Genomic DNA, 18,319 nt, shown 5'->3' with positions numbered 1-18,319 from the left:
CGTTCGCTCGGGTGGTATAACTCGCGGCCATCCGACCTAGCTATCGGGGCTATCGGGCAAGCGATCTTTCCTCTCCCGGCGCACGGGTTCCCGCGACGCCGATCAGCCGGACGGTTTTTGCATGAACATTCACGAATACCAGGCCAAGGCCGTGCTTGCGAAGTACGGCGTCCCGGTGCCGCGGGGCCATGCGGCCTTCTCGCCGGACGAAGCGGTGGCGAAAGCGAAGGAACTCGGCGGTCCGGTCTGGGTCGTCAAGGCGCAGATCCATGCGGGCGGCCGCGGCAAGGCCGGCGGCGTCAAGGTTGTGAAGTCGGTCGACGACGTGAAATCGGAAGCGGCGCGGCTGCTCGGCTCGACGCTGGTGACGCATCAGACCGGTCCCGACGGCAAGCAGGTCAACCGGCTCTATGTCGAGGAAGGTTCCTCGATCGCGCGCGAACTTTACCTCTCCATCGTCGTCGATCGCGCGACATCGCGCGTCTCCTTCATCGTCTCGACCGAAGGCGGCATGGACATCGAAGAGGTCGCGAAAAAGACGCCGGAAAAGATCCTCAGCTTCTCCATCGACCCGGCATCGGGCATCAGCGGTTTTCATGGCCGCAAGGTTGCCTATGCGCTCGGCCTCGAAGGCGATCAGGTGAAGCAGGGCGTGGCGCTCATCGACAAGCTCTACAAGGCCTTTGTCGGCGAAGACATGAGCATGCTCGAAATCAATCCGCTGGTCGTGACCGGCGAAGGCAATCTTCTCTGCCTCGATGCGAAAGTGAATTTCGATTCGAACGCGCTCCACCGTCACAAGGACATTGTCGAGCTGCGCGACTTGACCGAAGAAGATCCGGCCGAAGTCGAAGCGTCGAAGTACGACCTCAACTACATCAAGCTCGACGGCCAGATCGGCTGCATGGTCAACGGCGCCGGTCTTGCCATGGCGACGATGGACATCATCAAGCTCTACGGCTCCGAACCCGCAAATTTCCTCGATGTCGGCGGCGGCGCAACGAAAGAGAAAGTGACGGCGGCTTTCAAGATCATTCTGTCGGACGAGAATGTCGAAGGCATCCTCGTCAACATCTTTGGCGGCATCATGCGTTGCGACATCATTGCCGAGGGCGTCGTTGCGGCGGCCAAGGAAGTGTCGCTCGGTGTGCCGCTGGTCGTGCGCCTCGAAGGCACCAATGTCGATCTCGGCAAGAAGATCATGGCCGAGAGCGGTCTGCCGATCATTTCCGCCGACAACCTCGCCGATGCGGCCGAGAAGATCGTCAAAGCCGTGAAGGAGGCCGCATAATGTCCGTTCTCGTTGACAAGAACACGAAAGTTATCTGCCAGGGCTTCACAGGCAATCAGGGTACGTTCCATTCGGAACAGGCGATCGCCTATGGCACGAAGATGGTCGGCGGCGTCAGCCCCGGCAAGGGCGGCACGAAACATCTCGATCTTCCGGTCTTCGACACGGTCGCGCAGGCGGTCGAGAAGACGGGCGCGACCGCGTCCGCCATTTATGTGCCGCCGCCCTTCGCGGCCGATGCGATCCTCGAAGCGATCGACGCCGGCATCGAGCTCGCGGTCTGCATCACCGAGGGCATTCCGGTTCTCGACATGGTGAAGGTGAAGCGCGCGCTCACGGGCTCGAAGACGCGGCTCGTCGGCCCGAACTGCCCCGGCGTCATCACGCCCGGCGAATGCAAGATCGGCATCATGCCGGGCCACATCCACAAGCCGGGTTCGGTCGGCATCGTCTCGCGTTCGGGTACGCTGACCTATGAAGCGGTGGCGCAGACGACGGCGGCGGGTCTCGGCCAGACCACCTGCATCGGCATCGGCGGCGACCCGGTCAACGGCACCAATTTCATCGACTGTCTCGACATGTTCCTTGGCGATCCGGCCACGACGTCGATCATCATGATCGGCGAAATCGGCGGCTCGGCCGAAGAAGACGCGGCCGAGTTCCTGAAAGCCTCGAAGGTCAAGAAACCGGTCGTCGGCTTCATCGCCGGCGTCACGGCCCCTCCGGGCCGCCGGATGGGCCATGCCGGCGCGATCATTTCGGGCGGCAAGGGCGGGGCGGAGGACAAGATGGAGGCCATGCGCTCGGCCGGTATCACGGTCGCCAAGTCGCCTTCGGCGCTCGGCACGACGCTGGTCGAGGTGCTGAAGGGCTGATTTTCGGCTGTTTTCGGCGATTTTCGCGGGGTTTTCGGGTTTTCCGGGAGCCCCGCGGCGCATTTGAACCCTTTGTTGACGCCGGGCCTGCTAAATTGTCATCTGTTAACTATATTCTGGTTCTCTAGGGTCGGCTTGTACGCTTTTCTGGTTCGGTTCCAGAATGTGCCTACAAGGCAAATCGCGTTGACGGCGGATTGCCTCTCTGGCAAATTTTAATCATGAAACTCTCCGAATGGCTTGAAACCAACAATCTGACGGCAAGCGCCTTTGCCGATCAGTTGGGCGTTTCGGTGTCCACGGTCACGCGCTGCATGAACGGCCAGCGGCGCCCCGAATGGCCGACGCTCGACGCCATCCTCAAGGCGACGGGCGGCGCGGTGACGCCCAATGATTTTCTCTCCGGCGAAACGGCTCTTCAGGCGCCCGCGGTTTCCGCGGCAGCGCCTTCGTCACATGGATCGGTTCCGATGAGCAGCAACGGCGCGAACGACCGCTTCGAGCGGACATCCTTTCTCTACGGCGCCAACGCCGCCTTTGTCGAAGGGCTCTACGCGAAATACCAGCGCGATCCGCAATCGGTCGATGCCGAGTGGCGCGACTTCTTCGACGGTCTCGGCGATGCGCCGGAAGACGTGTTGAAAGAGGCGCAAGGCGCTTCGTGGCGGCGCGACGACTGGCCGCCCGCCGCCAATGGCGAGCTTGTCAGTGCGCTTGACGGCAATTGGGGCGCACAGGAATTCGTCGCCGGCAGCATGAAACAGAAGATCGCCGAACGCGCGCCGTCGGCCAGCCAGGACGAAATCCGCGCCGCGACGCTCGATTCCGTCCGTGCCCTGATGATGATCCGCGCCTATCGCATTCGCGGACATCTGGATGCCGACGTCGACCCGCTCGATCTGCGTCCGAAGTCCCAGCATCCCGAGCTTCAGCCCGAAAGCTACGGCTTCGGCCCGGACGATCTCGACCGCCCGATCTTCATCGACAATGTGCTCGGGCTTGAAATGGCGACCGTGCGCGAGATGCTCGACATTCTACGCCGCACCTATTGCGGAACGCTCGCGGTCGAGTTCATGCATATCGGCGATCCGGAAGAGAAGGCGTGGATTCAGGAGCGCATCGAAGGACCGGACAAGGAGATTTCCTTCACCGACATGGGCCGCTCGGCGATCCTCGACAAGATGATCCAGGCCGAAGGTTTCGAGAAATATTGCGGCGTCAAATATGTCGGCACCAAGCGGTTCGGTCTCGACGGCGCGGAAGCGATGATCCCGGCGCTCGAACAGATCATCAAGCGCGGCGGCGCGCTCGGCGCCAAGGACATCGTGTTCGGCATGGCGCATCGCGGCCGGCTCAATGTGCTCGCCAATGTGATGTCGAAGCCCTATCGCGCGATCTTCCACGAATTCAAGGGCGGTTCGTCGAACCCCGAAGACGTTGACGGTTCGGGCGACGTCAAATATCACCTCGGCGCGTCGTCGGACCGCGAGTTCGACGGCAACAAGGTGCATCTGTCGCTGACCGCCAATCCCTCGCATCTCGAAATCGTCGATCCCGTCGTGCTTGGCAAGGCGCGCGCCAAGCAGGACCAGCATCGCGACCGTCAGCGCGTCACCGTCATTCCGCTGCTGATCCACGGCGATGCGGCCTTTGCCGGGCAGGGCATCGTTGCCGAATGTCTCGGCCTGTCGGGGCTCAAGGGACACCGCACCGGCGGTTCGATCCATTTCATCATCAACAACCAGATCGGCTTCACGACGAGCCCGATCAACAGCCGCTCCTCGCCCTATCCTTCCGACGTTGCGAAGATGGTGCAGGCGCCGATCTTTCATGTGAACGGCGACGATCCGGAAGCGGTGGTTCATGCCGCCAAGATCGCGACCGAATTCCGGCAGCGCTTCAACAAGCCGGTCGTCATCGACATGTTCTGCTACCGCCGCTTCGGTCACAACGAAAGCGACGATCCGAGCATGACGCAGCCCTTGATGTACCAGAAGATCAAGGATCATCCGACGACGCTGCAGGTCTATTCCGACCGTCTGGTGCGCGAAGGGCTGATGTCGCGCGAGGAAGTCGATGCGCGCCTCGCCGCCTTCCGCGCCGAGCTCGACGGCGAATTCGAGGCATCCAACAGTTTCCGTCCCAACAAGGCCGACTGGCTCGACGGTCGCTGGTCGGGCTTTGGCCGGGCCGAGGGCGAGGCACGGCGCGGCGAAACGGAAGTCGGGCTCGATACGTTGCGCGAGATCGGCCGCAAGATCACCGAGGTGCCGGAAGGTTTCCATGTCCACAAGACGATCCAGCGTTTTCTCGACAATCGCCGCAAGGCGATCGAGAGCGGCGAGGGGATCGACTGGTCGACGGCCGAGGCGCTTGCTTTCGGGTCGCTGCTGAAGGAAGGAATCAAGGTTCGGTTGTCGGGACAGGACAGCGAGCGCGGCACCTTCGTGCAGCGCCATTCGGTGCTCAACGATCAGGAAAACGAAGACCGCTACGTGCCGCTCAACAGCATTTCCGAGGATGCCGAGTTCGAAGTCATCAACTCGATGCTGTCGGAAGCCGCCGTGCTCGGCTTTGAATATGGCTACAGCCTTGCCGAGCCGAATGCGCTTGTCTTGTGGGAGGCGCAGTTCGGCGACTTTACCAACGGCGCGCAGGTCGTCATCGACCAGTTCATTTCGTCTGGCGAACGCAAGTGGCTCCGCATGTCGGGCCTCGTGCTGCTGCTGCCGCATGGCTATGAAGGCCAGGGGCCGGAGCATTCCTCGGCGCGGCTCGAACGCTTCCTGCAATCCTGCGCCGAAGACAACATGCAGGTCGTTAACTGTACGACGCCGATGAACTATTTCCATGTGCTCCGGCGGCAGATGCACCGCAAGTTCCGCAAGCCGCTGATCATGATGACGCCGAAATCACTGCTCCGGCACAAGCGCTGCGTCTCGAAGCTCGAGGAGCTCGGGCCCGGCTCGTCGTTCCACCGCGTGCTCTGGGACGATGCGGAACTTCTGCCCGACCAGAAGATCAAGCTTGTCGCCGACAAGGAGATCAAGCGCGTCGTGCTCTGCACCGGCAAGGTCTATTACGATCTCTATGAAGAGCGCGAACGGCGCGAGATCAACGACATCTACCTGATGCGCGTCGAGCAGCTTTATCCCTTCCCGGCGAAGTCGCTCATCACCGAGCTGTCGCGCTTCCCGCAGGCGGAGTTCGTCTGGTGCCAGGAAGAACCGAAAAACATGGGCGCATGGTTCTTCATGGAGCCCAACATCGAATGGGTGCTCGACCATGTCGGCGCGCGCTACCGCCGCGCCTCCTATGTCGGGCGGCCGGCGTCGGCGGCGACGGCGACGGGGCTTCTCAGCAAACACAATCAGGAATTGAACCAGTTTCTTTCGGAAGCGCTGAAGATCGATTGAGGCTTCGGGCGGGCTCCGGATTCGGAAAGGCGAGAGACGAATGGCGACGGAAATTCGCGTGCCCACGCTGGGCGAATCGGTGACGGAGGCGACCGTCGCGCAATGGTTCAAGAAACCGGGCGATCAGGTGACGGCGGACGAGCCGCTGGTCGAGCTTGAAACCGACAAGGTGACGGTCGAAGTGCCGGCACCGGCCTCGGGCGTGCTTGGCGAAATCATGGTCAAGGACGGCGAGACGGTCGAGGTCGGCGCGCTTCTCGGCGAGATCGGCGAAGGCAAGGGCCGGGCCGCCGCGCCCGCGGCCAAAAAGGAAGAGCCGAAAAAAGCCGAAGCCAAACCCGAACTGAAGCCGGAACCGAAATCCGAGGCGAAAGCGCCGGCAAGGCCCGCCGATGCCGCGCCCTCGCCGGCGGTGCGCCGCGTCGCCGCCGAAAACGATCTCGATGTGTCGAAGGTCGAGGGCACCGGCCGCGGCGGCCGTGTGACCAAGGAAGATGCCGAAGCGGCCGCGAAGGCAAAGCCCGCCGCCGCGCCGGTTCAGGCGCGCGCGTCCCAGGGCGATGCCGCGCGCGAGGAACGCGTGAAGATGACGCGGCTCCGCAAGACCATCGCGACCCGTCTCAAGGAAGCGCAGAACACGGCGGCCATGCTCACCACCTTCAACGAGGTGGACATGACCAACGTCATGGCGCTGCGCAACCAGTACAAGGAACTCTTCGAGAAGAAGCATGGCGTGCGCGTCGGCTTCATGGGCTTCTTCGTCAAGGCCTGCATCCATGCGCTGCGCGAAATCCCGGCCGTCAATGCCGAGATCGACGGCGAGGAGATCGTCTACAAGAACTACTACAATATCGGCGTGGCGGTCGGCACCGATCGCGGCCTCGTCGTGCCGGTGCTGCGCGATGCGCAGGACCTGTCGCTGGCCGGAATCGAAAAGGAAATCAATGCGCTTGGCACCCGCGCCCGCGACGGCCAGCTCAAGCTGGAAGAACTGCAGGGCGGCACTTTCACGATTTCGAATGGCGGCGTTTACGGCTCGCTGATGTCGACGCCGATCCTCAATGCGCCGCAATCGGGCGTGCTCGGCATGCACAAGATCCAGGAACGGCCGATGGCGATCGGCGGCAAGGTCGAAATCCGCCCGATGATGTATCTGGCGCTTTCCTACGATCACCGCATCGTCGACGGCAAGGAGGCGGTCACCTTCCTTGTGCGCGTGAAAGAGTCGCTCGAAGACCCGCAACGCCTGCTGCTCGATCTCTGAGGTAATTCAATGGCGGACCAACTCGACCTTGTGGTGATCGGCGCCGGGCCCGGCGGTTATGAATGCGCAATCAAGGCGGCGCAGCTCGGGCTCAAGGTCGCGGTGGTCGAAAAGCGCGACCGGCTCGGCGGCACCTGTCTCAATACCGGCTGCATCCCGTCGAAGGCGCTGCTGCATGCGTCGGAACTTTTCCACGAGGCGGGCGAGAGCTTCGAGGGCATGGGCATCGAGGTGCCGAAGCCGAAGCTCAACCTCAAACAGATGCTCGCCTTCAAGGACGAGGCAGTTGACGGCAACACCAAGGGCGTCGAATTCCTGTTCAAGAAAAACAAGATCGAATGGGTGAAGGGCGAGGGCCGCATCGAGGCTGCCGGCAAGGTCAGGGTCGGCGACCGTGTGCTGGAAACGAAGAACATCGTCATCGCCACCGGCTCCGACGTCGCTGAGCTTCCGGGCATCGAGATCGACGAGAAGACGGTGGTGTCGTCGACCGGCGCACTGGCGCTGGAAAAAGTGCCGGGCAAGCTCCTCGTCATCGGTGGCGGCGTCATCGGACTTGAGCTTGGGTCGGTCTGGGGCCGTCTCGGCGCCGAAGTGACGGTGGTCGAATTCCTCGACAACATCCTGCCGGGCATGGATGGCGAGGTCGTCAAGAATTTCACCCGCATCCTCAAGAAGCAGGGCTTCACGTTCAAGCTCGGCGCCAAGGTGACGAAGGTCGAGAAACAGAAATCCGGCCTCAAGGTTTCGGTCGAACCCGCCAAGGGCGGCGAAGCGCAGGTCTTCGATGCCGATGTCGTTCTCGTCTCGATCGGCCGCGTCGCCTATACCGTCGGCCTCGGCCTCGACAAGATCGGCGTCAAGACCGACAAACGCGGCCGCGTCGAAATCGACGCCAACTACAAGACCAGTGTCGATAGCATTTATGCGATCGGCGATTGCGTCGCCGGTCCGATGCTCGCCCACAAGGCGATGGAAGAAGGCGTGGCGCTCGCCGAAAAGCTTGCGGGTCACTACGGCGCGGTCAATTACGACGTCATTCCGGGCGTCGTCTACACCTCGCCGGAAGTCGCAAGCGTCGGCAAGACCGAAGAGCAGTTGAAGGAAGCGGGCATCGACTATAATGCTGGCAAGTTTCCCTTCACCGCGAATGGCCGCGCCAAGGCCAACAAGACGACCGAAGGCTTCGTCAAGATTCTCGCCGATAAAAAGACCGACCGCATCCTCGGTATTCACATCGTCGGCGTGAACGCGGGCGAGATGATTGCGCAGGCCGTGACCGCGATGGAATTCTCATCGAGTTCGGAAGATATCGCCCGCATGTGCATCGCCCATCCGACCATGTCCGAAGCGGTCAAGGAAGCCGCACTCGCGGTCACAGGGCTTCCGATCCATATGTGAGGACGCTGCTCACCGCCGTCCCTTCGCCTTGTCATAGATTTCCAACAACCGCGCCGGATCGACTTCGGTATAGACCTGCGTCGTCGAGAGGCTCGCATGGCCGAGCAATTCCTGAATCGAACGCAAATCGCCGCCGCCAGCCAGCAGATGCGTCGCGAAGCTGTGGCGCAGCGCGTGAGGGCTTACCGTCTCCGGCAGGTTGAGGCCGCGCCTCAAATCGATCATGGTCTGGCGCACCTGCCGCTGATCGAGGCGTTTTCCCCGCGCGCCGACAAAAAGTGGCCCGCCCGCCATCAGCGCATGCGGACAAAGCTCCAGATAGGCGTCGACCGCTTCGCGCGCCACCGGCAGCACCGGCACGATGCGTTCCTTGTTGCCCTTGCCGGTGATGCGCAGCACATCCTTCAGCGGCGCGACCTCGCGGTCGAGACCCAGCGCTTCCGATATGCGCAGCCCGCAGCCATAAAGCAGGGTCAGCACCGCCACGTCGCGCGCCGCTTTCCACGGCGCCGTTTCCCGGTCGCGTGCGCCGTCGAGCAATTTGCCGGCGCCCGTCACCGTCAGCGGTTTCGGGATGCCGTGCGGCAGTTTCGGCGAGCGCAGCGCCTTCAGCGCTGCATTGGCGGCGACGCCGGTGCGGTCGAGAAATCCGTAAAAGGAGCGCAGGCTCGACAGCGTCCGCGCCACGCTGCGGCTTGTGAGGCCTTCGCCCCGGCGATGGCTGACAAAGGCACGGAAGTCGCGCAGCTCGAGCGCGGCCAGCGCCTTCAGGTCGGCAGGCCCGCCCAGATGATCGACCAGGAATTCGAAGAAGCGCGTCAGGTCGCGGTGATAATTGACGAGCGTTGCCGCGCCGAGGCGGCGCTCGCCCATCAGATGCGCATACCAGTTGCGTATTTCGCGGCGCGCATCTTCATGTGCGGGGATCGCCCGCGCGGCGTCGTCGGGCGACGGGGCGCCCGTCAGCGTGCGGGCGGCAGATCGAGCCATCGGCGCACGCAGCGTTCGACGATGCGGGCCAGGAATTCGAGAAGATCGACCGCCTGGTCGGGATGGAACTGTTCGGGCTCGAAGCCCCCGAGCGCCATCAGGCCGGGCGGTGCGCCCGGCGCGAAGTCGAGGCGGACCAGCGCTTCGGAATTGACCTCTTCGGCCAGCGGTCCGTAGAGCCCGCGACTGCCGCGCACATGGGCGGCGAGGCGGCAGCGCTCGCCGATCCCCATAATACGGTCGACGCCGCCGGGCTCCAGCACGCGCACGCCGCGAATGCCGATGCCGGCCACGCCGTTCGCCGTCTCGACGCAGAGCGTCGCGGCGCGTACGCCGAGCACGCGGGCAAGGCCTTCCGGTCCCGTTGCATATTCGATCAGATGTTCGAAGCTTTCCGCGTCGAGAAGGCGCAGCGCGGCGGCGTGAACCTGTTCGCGGGCAAAGCTGTTCAGCGACGAAGCTTCGATCAGGTCGGACTGGATGTCGCGCAGCATCCGCACCTGGCCCTGCAGCCGGCCGATCATGAAATGCTGCATGTCGAGCACATTGCGGCCCGTCGATTGCGAGGGCGGAACGAGGCTCGCGATCAGATCCGGGTCGTTGGCCAGCAGTTCGGGATGACGGCGCAGATAGGCAGTCACGTCGGCCGCGGAGATCGCAGGCGGGACGTCGTCGATGCGTTGGGCTTCCGGTCTGTCGTTGTGCTGGCTCATGGCCTCAGCATCTCCCAGAGAGCGTTTCCAGTTTCTTTCGGCCGGCGAAGTTTTTCGCGATCAGAGAATTTTTTGGCCGGTTTTTTTCCAGTCGGCCATGAACATTTCGATGCCCTTGTCGGTCAGCGGATGCTGAACAAGTCCTTTCAGCACAGCCGGCGGCACGGTCGCCACATCCGCGCCGGCAATCGCCGCGTCCTTGACGTGGTTGGCGTTGCGGATCGAGGCGGCAAGAATCTCCGTCGTCAGCGCCGGGTAGTTATCGTAAATCGAGCGTATCTCGTGGATCAGTTCCATGCCGTCGATATTGACGTCGTCGAGACGGCCGATGAAGGGCGAAACGAAAGTCGCGCCGGCTTTCGCCGCCAGCAGCGCCTGGTTGGCGGAGAAGCACAAGGTGACGTTCACCATGGTGCCTTCGCCGGTCAGCGTCTTGCAGGCTTTCAGCCCGTCCCAGGTCAGCGGCACCTTGACCGCGATGTTTTTGGCGATCTTTGCGAGCTTGCGGCCCTCGGCGATCATGCCGGCGGCGTCGAGCGCCGTCACCTCGGCGCTGACCGGGCCTTCGACGATGCCGCAGATCTCGGCCACGACCTCGATGAAGTCGCGCCCCGATTTGGCGATCAGCGACGGGTTGGTGGTCACGCCGTCGAGCAGGCCGGTATCGGCAAGTTCGCGAATGTCGGCAATATCGGCGGTGTCGACGAAAAATTTCATGCTTGGGTCTTCTGGGTGAGAGCTTCGCTTGTATCGTTCCTGCGCGACAGTCTAGTGCAGTCACGGCCGGAAGGCTTCACCTTTTGCCCGTCCCGGCGCTGCTGCGCAACCTGTCGTCGTGCGGCTTGCTTTATGAGGCGTTACGGTGTCGCCTCGGTTTTGAAACGTTGCCGGACCCGATCGTATGGCTTCCGAAATATCCACAAGCGCGTCACCCCCGGCGACGGCGTCGAGCGTCGCCGTTCTGGTGCCGCTCGCCTTGCCGGAACCCTATGATTATGCGGTGCCTTCGGGGTTAACGCTCAACCCTGGCGACTATGTCGTGGTGCCGCTCGGCGCGCAGGAACTGATCGGCGTCGTCTGGGGCGCGGGCAAGGGCGGCTTCGACCGCAAGAAGCTGAAAGCCGTTATCGAACGGTTCGATGCGCCGCCGATGCCCGAAGCGTTAATGCGCCTCATTGACTGGATCGCCGGCTACACGCTCGCCCCGCGCGGCTCCGTCTTGCGTCTGGCCGTCCGCGCGCCGGGCGCGCTGGAGCCGCCGCGTCTGCGCATCGCCTACCGGCTGACCGATCGCCGCCCGGCGCGCATGACGCCGGCGCGGCTCCGTGCCGTCGAAACGGCGAGCGACGGTTTCGTCCGCACGGTGCGCGAGCTCGCGGAAGAGGCGGGCGTTTCGGACGGCGTGGTGCGCGGGCTGGTCGAGGCCGGCACCTTCGCGCCCGTCGAAATGCCGGCGGAAGCGCCGTTCCCGCTGCCCGATCCCGAAGCGCAAGGCATGGCGCTGTCGCCCGACCAGGCCGAAGTCGCCGCCGCGCTCGCCGCGAGCGTCGCCGAGGGCGGCTATTCGGCGACGCTGCTCGACGGCGTCACGGGTTCGGGAAAAACCGAAGTCTATTTCGAAGCCGTCGCCGAGGCGCTCCGGCGGCAAAAGCAGGTGCTGATCCTGCTGCCGGAAATCGCGCTGACATCGCAATTTCTCGACCGCTTCGAACAGCGTTTCGGGTGCCGGCCGGCCGAATGGCATTCCGATCTCTCGTCGCGCGAGCGCACCCGCGTCTGGCGCGGCGTCGCTGAGGGACGCGCCCGTGTCGTCGTCGGTGCGCGTTCGGCGCTCTTCCTGCCTTTCCCCGAACTCGGTCTCATCATTGTCGACGAGGAACACGAAGCGGCCTTCAAGCAGGAGGACGGCGTTCCTTATCACGCGCGCGACATGGCGGTCGTCTGCGCCTCGCTGGGGCGGTTTCCGATTGTCCTCAGCTCGGCGACGCCTTCGCTCGAAACGGTGGTCAATGCCGATCAGGGGCGCTATCGCCGTCTGCGTCTTGAGGCGCGGCACGGGGTTGCTGAAATGCCGCAAGTCGAGGCCGTCGACATGCGCCGCCATCCGCCGGAGCGCGGGCGCTGGCTGTCGCCCCTCCTCGTCACCGAAATCACGCGCACGCTGGAGGCCGGCGAACAGGCGATGCTGTTCCTCAACCGGCGCGGCTATGCGCCGCTAACGCTTTGCCGGACTTGCGGTCATCGCTTCGAATGTCCGCAGTGTTCGAGCTGGCTCGTCGAACATCGTTTCCGTCGCGAGCTTGCCTGTCATCATTGCGGCTACACCGCGCCGGTGCCGAAGGCCTGTCCGTCCTGCGGCGCCGAAGACGCGCTGGTTGCCTGCGGGCCGGGCGTCGAACGCATCGCGGAAGAGGTTGCCGAGCTTTTCCCGCAAGCGCGCACCGCCGTCGTTTCAAGTGATGTGCTGCACGGACCGGCGGCGCATCGCGCGGTCTTCGCCGCCATCGAGGCGCGCGAGGTCGACATCATTGTCGGTACACAGATCGTCGCCAAGGGCCACCACTTTCCCTGGCTGACGCTGGTCGGCGTGGTCGATGCCGATCTCGGTCTCGAAAATGGCGATCTCCGCGCCGCCGAGCGCACCTTCCAGTTGCTGCAGCAGGTGGCGGGACGGGCGGGGCGCGCCGAGCGGCCGGGTCGGGTCCTGCTGCAGACCTGGATGCCCCAGCACGGCGTCATGCGCGCCCTCGTCTCGGGCGACCGCGACGCCTTTCTCGCCCGCGAGGCCGAGGCACGCGAGCGCGTTTCGCTGCCGCCTTTCGGGCGTCTCGTCGGCGTCGTCGTCGCCTCGGCCGATGCCGAACTGGCGCGCCGCACCGCGCGCGAGATGGCGCGCCGCGTGCCGAAGACCGGCGAGGTTTCGGTGCTCGGCCCGGCGCCCGCCCCGATGGCGCTCCTGCGCGGCCGCACGCGGCTCCGGTTCCTCGTCAAGGCCGGCCGCCAGGTCAATGTGCAGGCCTTCATGCAGGCCTGGCTCGGTGAGATGAAGCTGCCAAACGCGGTCCGCGTCTCGGTCGATATCGACCCTTACAGCTTCATGTAGGCCAAGCCCTTACCTGCCGCGTCAGGCCGACGCTGCGGCAGGCTCTCCGTGAACCTTTGCGAGGGCCCAAAATGCCGCAGGAGCGGCCATTTCCGGGCGTTCCTGTTGCGCGGGCGAAGACCATGTGTTACCTAACGCGCGGCCTCCGGGGCAGGGGTCGATCCCGCGCCTCTACGGACTGAAATAAGCTAGCGATTTCAAATAGTTGGCGGCAGGCTCCGGTCTCGCGCGCCGGCCCTCACGACAAAGCACAGGCGAGCGCCGCACGTGTCATCTGATCATCCCGTATCCGGCATGGCCGGCCGTTATGCGACGGCCCTGTTCGAACTGGCGGAAGCGCAGAATGCGCTCGACGCGGTGGCGGGCGATCTTGCCGCCATTGGCCGAATGCTGGACGAGAGCAGCGATCTCGCGCGCCTCGTCCGCAGCCCCGTTTTCAGCGCCGACGAGCAGACCCGCGCCTTCGGCGCCGTGCTCGACAAGGCCGGCACCTCGACGCTGGTCAAGAACTTCGTCGGCCTCGTCATCCAGAACCGCCGCCTCTTCGCGCTGCGCGGCATGATCTCGGCCTATACCGCGATCCTCGCCCGGACGCGCGGCGAGATGACGGCCGATGTCGCCTCCGCGCATCCGCTGAATGAGGCGCAGCTCGCGAACCTCAAGGCGTCGCTGAAGACCGCGACCGGCAAGGATGTGCATATCGACACGCATGTCGATGCCACGCTTCTCGGCGGCCTCGTCGTCAAGGTCGGCAGCCGCATGATCGACAGCTCGCTCAAGACCAAGCTCAATTCTCTCCAGATTGCCATGAAAGAGGCCTCCTGATGGACATTCAGGCCGCGGAAATTTCCGCCATCCTCAAGCAGCAGATCAAGGATTTCGGCGCCGAGGCGCAGGTTTCCGAGATCGGCCAGGTGCTCTCCGTCGGTGACGGTATTGCCCGCGTCTACGGCCTCGACAATGTCGAAGCCGGCGAAATGGTCGAGTTCCCGGGCGGCGTGCGCGGCATGGCCTTGAACCTCGAACAGGACAATGTCGGCGTCGTGATTTTCGGTTCCGACCGGAACATCAAGGAAGGCGACACCGTCAAGCGCACCGGCTCCATCGTGGACGTGCCGGTCGGCAAGGGCCTGCTCGGCCGCGTCGTCGATCCGCTCGGCAATCCGATCGACGGCAAAGGCCCGATCGCGAGCTCGGAACGCCGCCGCGTGGACGTGAAAGCGCCCGGCATCATTCCCCGGAAATCGGTGCATGAGCCGATGCAGACCGGCCTCAAGGCCATCGACGCGCTGATCCCGATCGGCCGCGGCCAGCGCGAGTTGATCATCGGCGACCGCCAGACCGGCAAGACCGCCATCGCCATCGACGCGATCCTCAATCAGAAGCCGCTCAACCAGGGCGACGACGAAAACCAGAAGCTCTATTGCATCTATGTCGCCATCGGCCAGAAGCGCTCGACGGTGGCGCAGATCGCCAAGACGCTGGAAGAAAACGGCGCGCTCGAATATTCGATCATCGTCGCCGCCACCGCGTCCGATCCCGCGCCGCTGCAGTTCCTGGCGCCGTTCGCCGGCTGCACGATGGGCGAGTTCTTCCGCGACAACGGCATGCACGCCCTCGTCGTTTACGACGATCTCTCCAAGCAGGCCGTTGCCTACCGCCAGATGTCGCTCCTGCTGCGCCGTCCGCCGGGACGCGAAGCCTATCCGGGCGACGTCTTCTATCTGCATTCCCGCCTGCTCGAACGCGCCGCGAAGCTCAACGACGAAAACGGTAACGGCTCGCTGACCGCGCTGCCCGTCATCGAGACGCAGGCCAACGACGTGTCGGCTTATATTCCGACCAACGTGATCTCGATCACCGACGGCCAGATCTTCCTTGAAACCGATCTCTTCTATCAGGGCATCCGTCCGGCCGTGAACGTCGGTCTGTCGGTCAGCCGCGTCGGTTCGTCGGCGCAGATCAAGGCGATGAAGCAGGTTGCCGGCAAGATCAAGGGCGAGCTCGCACAGTACCGCGAAATGGCGGCCTTCGCGCAGTTCGGTTCCGATCTCGACGCGGCGACGCAGCGCCTTCTCAATCGCGGCGCGCGCCTGACCGAGCTTCTGAAGCAGGGCCAGTTCTCGCCGCTGAAGATCGAAGAGCAGGTCGTCGTGATCTATGCCGGCGTCAACGGCTATCTCGACAAGCTGCCGGTTTCCGATGTCGGGCGTTTCGAGCAGGAATTCCTGCGCAGCATTCGCTCCAACAATGCCGGCATTCTCGATGCGATCCGCAGCGAGAAGCAGATTTCGAACGACACGGAAGCCAAGCTGAAAGCGGCGGTCGAAAGCTTCTCCAAGGCGTTCGCCTGATCTGAAGAGCGACCGGGCGTAAAGGGTAAGGGCGAATGGCCAGCCTCAAGGACCTCAGAAACCGCATCGCCAGCGTCAAGGCGACGCAGAAGATCACCAAGGCGATGCAGATGGTCGCCGCCGCGAAGCTGCGCCGCGCGCAGGAAGCGGCGGAGGCCGCGCGTCCCTATGCGGAGCGCATGGACCGCGTGCTGGCCAATCTTTCGACCGGCATGGCGGGACGGCCCGACGCGCCGGCGCTGCTCGCCGGCACCGGCAAGGACAATGTGCATCTCGTGGTCGTCGCAACCGCCGATCGCGGGCTGTGCGGCGGTTTCAACTCGTCGATCGCGCGGCTTGCCCGCACGCATATCCGCAAGCTGATCGGCGAGGGCAAGACGGTGAAGATCGTCACCGTCGGCCGCAAGGGCCGCGATGCGCTGCGCCGCGACTATGGCGACAAGATCGTAAAGTCCTGGGAGTTCACCGGCATCCGCCAGATCGGCTTCCAGCAGGCCGAGGATATTTCGCGCGCCGTGCTCGAGCTTTTCGAAGCCGGCGAATTCGATGTCGCGACGCTTTTCTATTCGAAGTTCGTCAATGTCGTCAGCCAGATCCCGACCGCCCAGCAACTGATCCCGGCGAGCCTGCCGGAAGGCGCCGAGGGCGGCGTCGATCTCGGCGGCGCGGTCTATGAATACGAGCCGGACGAAACCGAAATTCTGAAAGACCTGCTGCCGCGCAATCTGTCGGTGCAGATTTTCAGGGCGCTGCTTGAAAACGTGGCGGGCGAATTCGGCGCCAAGATGTCGGCGATGGATAGCGCCACGCGCAATGCCGGCGACATGATCAAGAAGCTGAACATCACCTACAACCGTTCGCGGCAGGCGATGATCACCAAGGAACTGATTGAAATTATCTCGGGCGCCGAAGCGCTCTAGAACGATCCCGAGACGGAAAGAATGAAGGAGCTCGCATGAGCAACGCAGTCGGAAAAATCGCCCAAGTCATCGGCGCCGTCGTGGACGTTGAGTTCACCGACAATCTGCCGGCCATTCTGAACGCGCTCGAGACGGACAATGGCGGCAACCGCCTCATCCTCGAAGTCGCGCAGCATCTCGGCCAGAACGCGGTGCGCACCATCGCCATGGACACGACCGAAGGTCTTGTCCGCGGTCAGGAAGTCCGCGACACAGGCGCCGCGATTTCGGTGCCGGTCGGCGAAGGCACGCTCGGGCGCATCATCAACGTCATCGGCGAGCCGGTCGATGAAGCGGGCCCCGTGAAGCACGAAGCGCGCCGCGAAATCCATCAGGACGCGCCCTCCTTCGTCGAGCAGTCGACGGAAGCGCAGATGCTCGTCACCGGCATCAAGGTCGTCGACCTTCTCGCGCCTTATGCGCGCGGCGGCAAGATCGGCCTGTTCGGCGGCGCCGGCGTCGGCAAGACCGTTCTCATTCAGGAACTGATCAACAACATCGCGAAAGCGCATGGCGGCTATTCGGTGTTCGCCGGCGTCGGCGAGCGCACGCGCGAAGGCAACGACCTCTATCACGAAATGATCGAGTCGGGCGTCAACAAGGATCCGAACGAAAACAACGGCGACACCACGGGCTCCAAATGCGCGCTGGTGTTCGGCCAGATGAACGAGCCGCCCGGGGCGCGTGCCCGCGTTGCGCTGACCGGCCTGACCGTCGCCGAGCATTTCCGCGACAAGGGCCAGGACGTGCTCTTCTTCGTCGACAACATCTTCCGCTTCACGCAGGCGGGCTCCGAAGTGTCGGCGCTTCTCGGCCGCATCCCGTCGGCGGTCGGCTATCAGCCGACGCTCGCCACCGACATGGGCACGCTGCAGGAACGCATCACCACGACGACCAAGGGCTCGATCACGTCCGTGCAGGCCATTTACGTGCCCGCCGACGACTTGACCGACCCGGCGCCCGCGACTTCGTTCGCTCACCTGGACGCGACGACGGTGCTCAACCGCGCGATCTCGGAAAAGGGCATCTATCCGGCCGTGGACCCGCTCGACTCGACCAGCCGCATTCTCGAGCCGCGCGTTGTCGGTCAGGAGCACTACGACACCGCGCGTCAGGTGCAGGAAATCCTGCAACGCTACAAGTCGCTGCAGGACATCATCGCCATTCTCGGCATGGACGAGCTTTCGGAAGAAGACAAGCTCGTCGTCGCCCGCGCCCGCAAGATCGAGCGTTTCCTGTCGCAGCCCTTCTTCGTTGCCGAAGTTTTCACCGGCACGCCGGGCGTCCTTGTCGACATCAAGGACACGATCAAGGGCTTCAAGGGTCTGTGCAACGGCGACTACGATCACCTGCCGGAAGCGGCCTTCTACATGGTCGGCACGATCGAGGACGCGGTCGCCAAGGCCGAGCGTCTGGCCAAGGAAGCGGCGTAAGCGCTGCCCGCGAGGTAAAGTCCGATGGCTGAGAAGCTTCAGTTCGATCTCGTCTCGCCCGAGCGCCTGCTCTTTTCGGGCGAGGTCGACATGGTCGTCGTTCCCGGCGCCGAGGGCGACATGGGCATCATGGCGGGCCACGCGCCCGTCATGTCGACGCTGCGCCCCGGCATCGTCAATGTCGATGCGGCCGGCAAGCCGCAGGAGCGGATCTTCGTGCGCGGCGGTTTCGCCGAGGTAACGCCCAAGGGCCTCACCGTGCTTGCCGAATATTCGGTGCCGCTCGCCGAGCTCGACACGGCGGCGCTCGACCGTGAAATCTCCAATGCGCAGGAAGATGTCGGCGACGCCAGGACCGACGCCAAGCGTCAGGCCGCGCAGGAAAAGCTCGACCACCTGAAGCAGCTCCGCCAGGTGCTCTGAGGACGGGAAAGAAAGCGGGGGCGAGGTCGCCAACCCCCCGCAATTCCCCGCATTTTCCGCCCATGCGGCAATCGGCCTCGCGGGCCTTCACCGCGCC

14 protein-coding genes are annotated in these 18,319 nt (G+C 64.0%); 11 read left to right on the top strand and 3 right to left on the bottom strand.

What is annotated here, in order from left to right; all coding sequences use genetic code 11:
- Positions 1-121 precede the first annotated feature (121 nt).
- From sucC to lpdA, 5 genes are all read left to right on the top strand, one after another.
- Positions 122-1,291, top strand: coding sequence for an ADP-forming succinate--CoA ligase subunit beta (gene sucC, locus KF719_RS09120; protein WP_293508405.1), 1,170 nt, complete (start codon positions 122-124; stop codon positions 1,289-1,291).
- Positions 1,291-2,166 (top strand): succinate--CoA ligase subunit alpha, encoded by an 876-nt coding sequence (sucD, locus tag KF719_RS09115; protein WP_293508404.1) that lies wholly within the window; start codon positions 1,291-1,293, stop codon positions 2,164-2,166. Before sucC ends, sucD begins: the two co-directional genes overlap by 1 nt.
- 221 nt (positions 2,167-2,387) lie before the next feature.
- Positions 2,388-5,582 carry a 2-oxoglutarate dehydrogenase E1 component gene (locus tag KF719_RS09110; protein ID WP_293508403.1) on the top strand — a complete coding sequence of 1,065 codons (3,195 nt, stop codon included), beginning with the start codon at positions 2,388-2,390 and terminating at the stop codon, positions 5,580-5,582.
- A 40-nt stretch (positions 5,583-5,622) separates the two neighbouring features.
- Entirely contained in the window at positions 5,623-6,846 is a 1,224-nt protein-coding gene (gene odhB / locus KF719_RS09105; protein ID WP_293508402.1) for a 2-oxoglutarate dehydrogenase complex dihydrolipoyllysine-residue succinyltransferase, read from the top strand.
- 9 nt (positions 6,847-6,855) lie between these two features.
- Positions 6,856-8,247, top strand: a complete 1,392-nt coding sequence (gene lpdA / locus KF719_RS09100) for a dihydrolipoyl dehydrogenase (protein WP_293508401.1) — start codon at positions 6,856-6,858, stop codon at positions 8,245-8,247.
- 9 nt (positions 8,248-8,256) lie between these two features.
- On the opposite strand, the gene KF719_RS09095 is transcribed toward lpdA, so the two are convergent.
- From KF719_RS09095 to fsa, 3 genes are read right to left on the bottom strand one after another with little or no spacing between them, the layout of a single operon-like run.
- Positions 8,257-9,237, bottom strand: a complete 981-nt coding sequence (locus KF719_RS09095) for a tyrosine recombinase XerC (protein WP_293508400.1) — start codon at positions 9,235-9,237, stop codon at positions 8,257-8,259.
- Complete coding sequence (locus tag KF719_RS09090) at positions 9,210-9,950, bottom strand: DUF484 family protein (protein ID WP_293508399.1); 741 nt, start codon at positions 9,948-9,950, stop codon at positions 9,210-9,212. The genes KF719_RS09095 and KF719_RS09090 overlap by 28 nt, the downstream gene beginning before the upstream one ends.
- A gap of 60 nt (positions 9,951-10,010) precedes the next feature.
- Entirely contained in the window at positions 10,011-10,667 is a 657-nt protein-coding gene (gene fsa, locus KF719_RS09085) for a fructose-6-phosphate aldolase (RefSeq protein WP_293508398.1), read from the bottom strand.
- Between the two features lie 184 nt (positions 10,668-10,851).
- On the opposite strand from fsa, the gene KF719_RS09080 reads away from it, so the two are divergent.
- From KF719_RS09080 to KF719_RS09055, 6 genes are all read left to right on the top strand, one after another.
- Positions 10,852-13,053, top strand: a complete 2,202-nt coding sequence (locus KF719_RS09080; protein WP_293508397.1) for a primosomal protein N' — start codon at positions 10,852-10,854, stop codon at positions 13,051-13,053.
- Between the two features lie 267 nt (positions 13,054-13,320).
- Positions 13,321-13,878, top strand: coding sequence for a F0F1 ATP synthase subunit delta (locus KF719_RS09075; protein ID WP_293508396.1), 558 nt, complete (start codon positions 13,321-13,323; stop codon positions 13,876-13,878).
- The gene (atpA, locus tag KF719_RS09070) at positions 13,878-15,407 is read left to right on the top strand and encodes a F0F1 ATP synthase subunit alpha (protein WP_293508395.1); all 1,530 of its coding nucleotides are present in this window, start codon (positions 13,878-13,880) and stop codon (positions 15,405-15,407) included. The genes KF719_RS09075 and atpA overlap by 1 nt, the downstream gene beginning before the upstream one ends.
- 35 nt (positions 15,408-15,442) lie before the next feature.
- Entirely contained in the window at positions 15,443-16,327 is an 885-nt protein-coding gene (locus tag KF719_RS09065; RefSeq protein ID WP_293508394.1) for a F0F1 ATP synthase subunit gamma, read from the top strand.
- A gap of 35 nt (positions 16,328-16,362) precedes the next feature.
- Positions 16,363-17,799 carry a F0F1 ATP synthase subunit beta gene (gene atpD / locus KF719_RS09060; protein WP_293508393.1) on the top strand — a complete coding sequence of 479 codons (1,437 nt, stop codon included), beginning with the start codon at positions 16,363-16,365 and terminating at the stop codon, positions 17,797-17,799.
- A gap of 24 nt (positions 17,800-17,823) precedes the next feature.
- The gene (locus KF719_RS09055; RefSeq protein ID WP_293508392.1) at positions 17,824-18,222 is read left to right on the top strand and encodes a F0F1 ATP synthase subunit epsilon; all 399 of its coding nucleotides are present in this window, start codon (positions 17,824-17,826) and stop codon (positions 18,220-18,222) included.
- The last annotated feature ends 97 nt before the right edge of the window (positions 18,223-18,319 follow it).

This window comes from Parvibaculum sp., assembly GCF_019635935.1.
GTDB lineage: Bacteria > Pseudomonadota > Alphaproteobacteria > Parvibaculales > Parvibaculaceae > Parvibaculum.
The sequence above is the reverse complement of the archived record's forward strand: the minus strand, read 5'-3'. Positions and strand labels throughout refer to the sequence as shown.